The organism is Brasilonema angustatum, from assembly GCF_059505445.1.
In genome coordinates, this window is sequence record NZ_JCACKO010000019.1 from 60,237 (window position 1) to 67,674 (window position 7,438).

The following is a 7,438-nucleotide window of genomic DNA, read 5'->3' on the forward strand; positions in this document are numbered from 1 at the left end:
AGTTCCTCTGGGCAGACTCAGCTGACCGCAGCTTTGGCTGGCTGTTTCCACACTGCTGCTGCGTACAGTGACTCTTCAAAGTCCGGTGCGATGTCGCTGGTGATGCGTGCCTCGTGCTGCTCCCAGTCGCTGAAAAACAAATCGTGGCTGATGCGCGACACTATGGCAGGCACGTCGCGGCGAATGCTAGGTACGTCACCAATTGGCAGACCGAAACTGACGAAACCAGCAGGATTAAAGACGTGAATGTCTTTCAGGTAGGGCGCAGTACCTGGTACTTTCTCTAGGTATTCGTGGGCACTGCCGAGGTAGGGGTGCGTTCCCAAATCGTCGTCGCGCTGGTCGGCTGGTGGTTTGTAGCGATCGCGCCAAAGTGCAATATACTGGGCAAAGTCGGCTAGTTCAGGGCGCTCTGTCGGGTCAACAAAGTAACCAGTGCCAGCGATCGCAAAATCAAACTCGAAAATATCGTCGTTCACCTGGGCAACGATACGCCCGTCCTTTTCCTGCGCCGATTTCCAAGGTGCAGACAGGTGCAAGTGGAAGTTGGGGAAGGCGATCGCTCGCTCAATTGCGTCCGGTGGTGGTGTAGAGCCTGCCTGCCGAAAGCGCCAAGCTTGGAACCAGCGAGCCTCATCAGGCAGTTGTGGATAATTGTAGTAAGCACCAGGATACCCACGCACTCGAATTACTGGCAGAGAAGCGATCGCCGAGCGCCGTGCGAACAGGTGTACTGCCCTCGCTCCCGATTCCAGCGCCACCCCAGCTGCGTCGAAAGCTGAAGCCGCCGCACCCAACACTGCTACAGTCTTACCGCGCAGTGCTTCAAAATCAATGACATCGGCGGTATGTGCATACAGCGTGCGTGGTAAGTCAGTCAGTACTGGCGGTATGTATGGACCACCAGTGCCAGCAACGCCGTTGGCAAAGATAATCTTGCGCGTAGTCTCCACCTGCGCGACACCGTTCACCTCAAGGTGCAGGCGAAAGAAACCCTCGGCTGGCTCGATCCGCACCAACTTCGTCCGGTAACGAACTGAGATGCCGAGAAACTGCCGATACCAGATGAGGTACTCTGCCCACGCCAACCGAGGGATACGATCAATAGCCGCGTAAGCCTCAGCACCGTGCCGCGCCTCGTACCAAGTTTGGAACGACAGTGCTGGGATGCCCAGTTCAGGACCGGGCAGGTTCTTCGGTGTGCGGAGCTTTTTCATCCGCGCTCGCGTCAGCCACACGCCAGAATTGCCCTCGTCCTCTGCGGCATCGATTACCGTCACGCGACCGATGCCAGCACGCCGTAGCGCAAATGCAAAAGTACTACCGCTGCCGCTACCACCTACTATCGTGACGTTGTGGTTGATACTTGGGCTATCGGGCACCCAGTCATCGGGATCGGGTTCGAGTAGGCGCAGTGCCTCGCGGGCACTGGTATCGGGATCAGTTGTCGTCATGTTAGTCTCCCAGACTAAATCGAGGTTTTACCGAGATGAGTGGTTGGTAAAGACATTTATGCTACCACCAGATTCTTGTCCACTTGTTGAGATTCGATGTTACCTACCTTGGATTCAATCGCCGTACCTTTGAAGAAATCGGGGTTGGCTTCGGTATAAAACTTGTAGGGATTAGCGAAGACATAGGACTTGAAGTCGGCTTCGGTCAGGACGCCTTCTTTCACAAGATCCCAGCTTTCAGCTAGTGGGGCGGTGAGATCGGGCACATCCCAATGACCAACATCGGAGGAATAGATCGCGTTGATCTTGACACCCAACGGATTGGCTTTGTCGTTGAATGCTGCTGCTATAGTGCGATCGTCAGACTCAGAACCAAAGAAGAAATTGTTCACCCAGCGATCGCGAATGTCCTCAATTGTTTCAATGCCAGCAGCCGCAAAATCTTCCAGTTCGCTACCAATCGGCTGACGGCTATAACGGATGAAGGAAGATCCCAGTACACTCTTGACCAATTCCTCTTTGTTAAGAGAATGCCCTTGAGTGATTTCGCCACCGAAGCGTTCAAACAACTCGAACAACTCCGAAGCATTAGTGAGGTCTGGGTTGTAGTTTTGCAGTGCCTTGATATTGCGCTTGGAGAAGCGATCCACCAAATGAACGTAGACGTGGGCACCCCAATCTGCACCACCTTCGAGCATCCCGACGCGCAACTGTGGAAAACGCTTGGTCACACCACCGAAGAACAGCGCCTTGGCAAATGCTTGCGAGCCATCCGCGAAGTGACCAATATGGTTGTTCATGTAGTTACTGGTGGAAGAGCGTCCAGTCCACCCCTGACTGCCGTAATGAGTGGTGACGGGTACGCCCAGTTCGACGACCTTAGCCCAGAAGGGATCGTAGTCGTATTCACTATCTAGTCCGTAAAAGTCGATATAAGAAGCATGTTTGGCTATTCCAGGGAATTGAGCGGCTGGATACTTATCAGCGATCGCCTTAATTGGTCGTTTCACGCCACCAACGATATTAACCACTTTCAATCCCAATGTTTTTACGGCAAACTCTAGCTCCTCAATAGCTTCTTGCGGAGTTGTCGTAGGGATGCCAGCTACCGGTGTCAGGCGATCGCTATATTTACGGTAGATATCAGCATGATAGTGATTAATCGCACGTTGCAGTGCCTGACGGTTCTCTTGACTTGCTCCAGCCGGTGCCAGGACATTGTTCGGAAACAACACAGAATAGTCCGATCCCTGCTCCGCCTGACGCTCATAAAACAGTTCAGGGAGGGTGTAAGTAGCGAGATCCAAAGTGTTGCGGGTGACTCTAGCCCACCAAGGCGATCGAATTGTGCGGTTGTAATGACGTTCTTCTGGAGTTTGTTGATACCAGTCTTTACCGCCACTCTTGGAGTTGAGACGGGAAGATTCCGCATGGCGTAATTCATCCACGAGTTTTGCGCCACCGTAATTAGCGATGTAATCCTCAAGAGCCGGGGTGAAATCATTGGTGTGAACGTCGGTGTCGATGACCGGATAATCAAGGGTTGCTCTAACTGCGGCGGAGGGCGATGTCTTTAATCGGCTATATTCAGTCATGTTTTTTCCTTCAAAAAATCATCGGTTTTTGCTAACGGGAATATTTGCGCTCAAGACTTATACCGTTTCTCCAAAAACTGGCGACATAAGATCCCCCCCAACCCACGCGCTTGTGCTACAAGTCGGGAAACCCGCTGTTAGCACCTGGCTCCCCTTGGCAAGGGCAGGGCTGTTTCATTCCCTCAAAGGCTCATCATGTCAAGGGTTAATCTTAGCCATCGCTCCTTATTTCCTGGAGAAAAATTGAATTTTCTGGGTTCTAATGTAGGTTTTCTATAACTTACAGCGGTTTTCATATGAATAGACCACAAATCGTAGGGTGGGCATTGCTCACAAAAGCCTACGTGATAGACATTTGAGATATTGGTGAGCAATGCCCACCTTACAGAAAACCGCTGTATGTCCCAAAAATTATCGCGCTACATATTGACAAATCCTTCCTCCTTAACGAATGAAACAGCCCTGCTTTGGCAAGGGGGGCACGGGGGGATCGGATTTGTGGCAACAACAAGGAGAATTGGTATTAGATATTAGGTGGCGAACACTACCCAAAATCAAAGCACACGACATTGAATGCAGATATCATTAGGCAAAACCTCACGTTACTAATTGTGCAAAGGTTACTCTCGGAATTTTAAATCTGCAAATCCTTTGACAAATTTAAAATACTATTTCTTGACCAACTAACAGGTGATTATTTTTGAATTCTGACATAATACCCTGGCAAAATACAACTCTTTTGTAAAAAAAATATATGTTAACCAAAAATTAGGCTAATCTAATTGTTAGATTATCTAAATATATATGCTCGGAAAAATGCCTTGTCTTGGATGAGGTGCGTGGCTTTTTCCGTCTACCTCCAAAGATGACAGTTTATTTCTTTCTCTTTTTTAACTGTAATTTACTTAAATCACATGGCACACATATTTGAACCACTTACTATTGGTGCAGTCACTTTTCGTAATCGCATTGCTGTCTCACCAATGTGTCAGTACTTTAGTATAAATGGCTATGTTAATGATTGGCATTTAGTTCATTTAGCTAGTCGTGCGGTTAGTGGTGCGGGTTTAGTCTTGACACAAGAGTAACCATCGCCACGACGAGTATGGAGGTAGTTTTGAAAACCGTACTCGTTTGCTCACAGAAGTAGCGCAATCCATACGAGCAGTTTTACCAGAAGGTTATCCTTTGTGGGTACGAATATCAACAACTGATTGGGCAGAAAATGGTTGGGACATCGAACAAAATATTGTGCTTGCAGATAATTGATAATTCTGCTTGCACAGATTTTGCATATTCAACGGCAGAATCATTTCTCCATCGTTATGGATAAATAACTGCACCAGCGAGAATTACACCCAGTTGTTTTTGACGGGCAAAGGTTTGTTCTCGTAATTTATCCCACCCTTGATCAAATTTGCCTTTATACTTGTCAATCCAGGCTTTGGGGGCGCCGAGGATAAGCGCGGACGGGTAATGAGTTTTTATGCCCTAGCAATGGTCGGTACAATGCCCTTTGGGAATTTGTTAGCTGGAACTTTAGCAGATCATTTTGGTGCGACTAATGCCTTGATTGTCTGTGGTAGTCTGAGTATCTTAGGTGCGCTATGGTTCTGTGCACAATTGCCAGCAGTGAGCCGTTGGATTGATCGCTAAACAAGTCGCTTTTCTTTGGAAAAGTGGAATTAATGGAAACGAATCTTGGAAGTAGCTAAAAATATTAGAAGAAACCAGGGAGACGATTGCTGTTTGGTCAAATCAAGGGTGCGATACGCGTCCCTTGCGCGTGTCCCCTTAGGACTCAGCGTCAAGCCTCCGGCTTATCGCTCCCATACTTTTTTGCTTGGTTGATTAACCAAGAATCCCACGGCTTCAAGCTGTGGGAGTGTCAAGAAAGCACTGGTTGTGCTTCCTTCTGGGCTTTTTGCTTGAAGACAGTTGGTACTTCTGCACTGAATGTCTCACCTTGAACCACTTGGGAGCGAAAACCATCAACCCCTACTGGAACATCGCCAGTGATGGTGGTGCGATAGAGGAGACGCTCAACATCCAAATGATCTAAATCTTGAGGAGCCAGATGCACAGTGGCGCGGTTATCCCAGAACGCGATATCACCATTGTTCCAACGGAAACGGGTAGTGTAAGCAGGTTTGGTGATTTGGTTGAAGAACAACTCAAGCAGCAGCTTACTTTCTTGTGGCGACACGTCAACAATGTGCGAGACAAACCCAGGGTTGACGAATAAGGCACGTTCACCAGTTTCAGGATGAACCCTGACAACTGGATGAATTGAGACTTGTGGATTGACAGCAACGCGCTCAGCAAATTTGCCGTTGCGGGGTTGATGCCCGCCCCCATTAAAGCGATGTTCAGCTTTCAATGTGTCTGCTAGCGCCCGCAGGGGTGCTGACAGTCCCTCATAAGCGGCAACAAGATTACTCCACTGGGTATCACCACCGAAGCTAGGGACATTAACCGCACGTAAAATTGATGCAGCTGGTGGGTTAATAGCCGCTGTTACGTCTGTGTGCCAGGGACCTCCATTGCGAAAACCGTACTGCTTTTCATAGAGCTTACGGTCTACAGGTTTGATCTGGGGAAATCCCGGAACTGGTTCAGGCTCTCCCAAAGGATGGGCGAAAGTTACTTCGCCAAAACGAGATGTAAACTCCACCTGTGCAGCATGATCGATGTTCTGACCACGAAAGAACAGGACTTTCCACTTCAATAGCGCTTTACGAATTTCTTGGACTTGATCATCATTTAGAGGACGGGAAAGGTCTACGCCGCCGATTTCAGCACCGATAAAACCAGCTACCTGTTTGACTTCGATATGCTTGTAGCCCATGTAGATTCTCCAGAGTTTGATCCATAGGTGTTCACACTCGTCCGTTTCTTTTGGAATTTTGCTATCAACTGCAAGCAATATTTCAAAGGAAGCGGTCATAGCTGCTAGTATTATACTGTAAATTGATAAAGTTACCGTAATATGCAATTGCTATATTTATTAGACTGCCGAAATAACGGAAAGTTTATAGCACGTCTGTCTACTAGCACATTTTCAAGCGATCACTTGACTACCCATTAAATTACTTTCGCCGCCACTTTACTTAATGCTCCCTCTAAACGGCTGGTTAATTTTGATGAGCAATGCCTACGGTAAATGCTTGCCCCCGGCTAGTCAGAATCAACCAATTGCCCGTGTCATGATCCATTACGAGGATGGAAACTTTTACAGCAGTTTCAACCAAATCAAATGTTAATTCGCAATACTTAATGTTTGAAAAACTAACAATTAGGGTATCATGTTAACTAGAATTTGCCGTACACATTCTTTGTATATATTATGCAAACTCTATCTACTGCATAAGTCGCCAGACAAAGCAGCAGTCATTAGTCATAAACAAATCAGCGAGCACAATTTTATAGACAAAAAACCAGATCAGTCAAACACGCCAGTGTAGTAGCTGATCTGTTGTCCACTATGTTCCACCTAGACCGTATTTTAGTGTTTGATAAAGGTTGCATTGTAGAATCTGGCACTGATGACGAATGACTAATAAAATGTAGTGCTTACTATAGATTATAAAAAATGCAGGTAGGTGGATTTTTGCCACAAGAAGCCGCTGACAGTGGCAAAGTCTGAAGTTGACTGCCAAAAAAGAGGACAAGGAATTGCTGACAGTCTATAGCGAAAATGAACTACAATTAACAGCTGACGTGCTGGTAATTGGTGGTGGACCTGCCGCCGCATGGGCAGCATGGGCAGCCGCGTCCCAAGGTGTCAAAGTCATCATTGTTGATAAAGGTTTTCTGGGTACGAGCGGTGCAGCAGCTGCCAGTGGCAATGGCATCATGGCTCCTTCTCCAGAGAATTGGGACAAAGTTTTATCGGAGCGTTATCGCTCAGGAAATAACTTAGCGAACTTACGTTGGATCGAGCGTGTTATCGAAAAAACTTGGCTCAGTTTGCCGCTAGTGGAAAATTGGGGCTATCGTTTCCCTAAAGAAAATGGGGAATCTGTGCGCCAGAGTTATTATGGTCCTGAATATATGCGGGTACTTCGCAAAAATCTCTTGCGTATCGGTGTTCAGATTTTCGACCAAAGTCCTGCTCTAGAGCTTTTATTGGCTGACGATGGCTCAGTGGCTGGAGCAAGAGGTGTGCAGCGGCAAAATCATCGTACCTATACTGTTCGTGCTGGTGCAGTAGTCCTGGCGAATGGCGGTTGTGCATTCTTGAGTAAAGCATTAGGTTGCAATACCAATACAGGTGATGGACTGCTGATGGCAGTGGAAGCTGGTGGCGAACTCTCCAGTATGGAAGCTTCTAATCACTAGACCTCTTGCAAAAGTCAGAGATAATAAAGTGGGAGAGTTTTTACAGGC

The 7,438-nt window shown here is 47.6% G+C and carries 7 protein-coding genes; 4 read left to right on the forward strand and 3 right to left on the reverse strand.

What is annotated here, in order from left to right:
* Positions 1–17: 17 nt before the first annotated feature.
* Both AC5JM2_RS04950 and AC5JM2_RS04955 read right to left on the reverse strand, forming a co-directional pair.
* A complete protein-coding gene (locus AC5JM2_RS04950; RefSeq protein WP_495833803.1) occupies positions 18–1,454 on the reverse strand; it encodes an NAD(P)-binding domain-containing protein in 1,437 nt (478 codons plus the stop codon).
* A gap of 56 nt (positions 1,455–1,510) precedes the next feature.
* Positions 1,511–3,049 (reverse strand): amidohydrolase family protein, encoded by a 1,539-nt coding sequence (locus AC5JM2_RS04955; RefSeq protein WP_495833804.1) that lies wholly within the window; start codon positions 3,047–3,049, stop codon positions 1,511–1,513.
* Between the two features lie 914 nt (positions 3,050–3,963).
* On the opposite strand from AC5JM2_RS04955, the gene AC5JM2_RS04960 reads away from it, so the two are divergent.
* From AC5JM2_RS04960 to AC5JM2_RS04970, 3 genes are all read left to right on the forward strand, one after another.
* Positions 3,964–4,137, forward strand: coding sequence for an oxidoreductase (locus AC5JM2_RS04960; protein ID WP_495833805.1), 174 nt, complete (start codon positions 3,964–3,966; stop codon positions 4,135–4,137).
* Between the two features lie 46 nt (positions 4,138–4,183).
* Positions 4,184–4,318 carry a hypothetical protein gene (locus tag AC5JM2_RS04965; protein WP_495833806.1) on the forward strand — a complete coding sequence of 45 codons (135 nt, stop codon included), beginning with the start codon at positions 4,184–4,186 and terminating at the stop codon, positions 4,316–4,318.
* A 207-nt stretch (positions 4,319–4,525) separates the two neighbouring features.
* On the forward strand, positions 4,526–4,705 hold the full coding sequence (locus AC5JM2_RS04970) for a hypothetical protein (protein WP_495833807.1): 180 nt from the start codon (positions 4,526–4,528) through the stop codon (positions 4,703–4,705).
* Positions 4,706–4,937: 232 nt separating this feature from the next.
* Here the strand turns inward: AC5JM2_RS04970 and AC5JM2_RS04975 are convergent, their stop codons facing one another.
* A complete protein-coding gene (locus AC5JM2_RS04975; RefSeq protein WP_495833808.1) occupies positions 4,938–5,996 on the reverse strand; it encodes a TauD/TfdA dioxygenase family protein in 1,059 nt (352 codons plus the stop codon).
* Between the two features lie 701 nt (positions 5,997–6,697).
* Between AC5JM2_RS04975 and AC5JM2_RS04980 the strand changes: the two genes are divergently transcribed.
* Positions 6,698–7,390 carry an FAD-dependent oxidoreductase gene (locus AC5JM2_RS04980; RefSeq protein ID WP_495833809.1) on the forward strand — a complete coding sequence of 231 codons (693 nt, stop codon included), beginning with the start codon at positions 6,698–6,700 and terminating at the stop codon, positions 7,388–7,390.
* The last annotated feature ends 48 nt before the right edge of the window (positions 7,391–7,438 follow it).

What these genes read in the sequence shown, in the direction of transcription:
- AC5JM2_RS04950 (WP_495833803.1), bottom strand. Translation starts at nt 1,454, where the DNA reads ATGACGACAACTGATCCCGATACCAGTGCCCGCGAGGCACTGCGCCTA.
- AC5JM2_RS04955 (WP_495833804.1), bottom strand. Translation starts at nt 3,049, where the DNA reads ATGACTGAATATAGCCGATTAAAGACATCGCCCTCCGCCGCAGTTAGA.
- AC5JM2_RS04960 (WP_495833805.1), top strand. Translation starts at nt 3,964, where the DNA reads ATGGCACACATATTTGAACCACTTACTATTGGTGCAGTCACTTTTCGT.
- AC5JM2_RS04970 (WP_495833807.1), top strand. Translation starts at nt 4,526, where the DNA reads ATGAGTTTTTATGCCCTAGCAATGGTCGGTACAATGCCCTTTGGGAAT.
- AC5JM2_RS04975 (WP_495833808.1), bottom strand. Translation starts at nt 5,996, where the DNA reads ATGACCGCTTCCTTTGAAATATTGCTTGCAGTTGATAGCAAAATTCCA.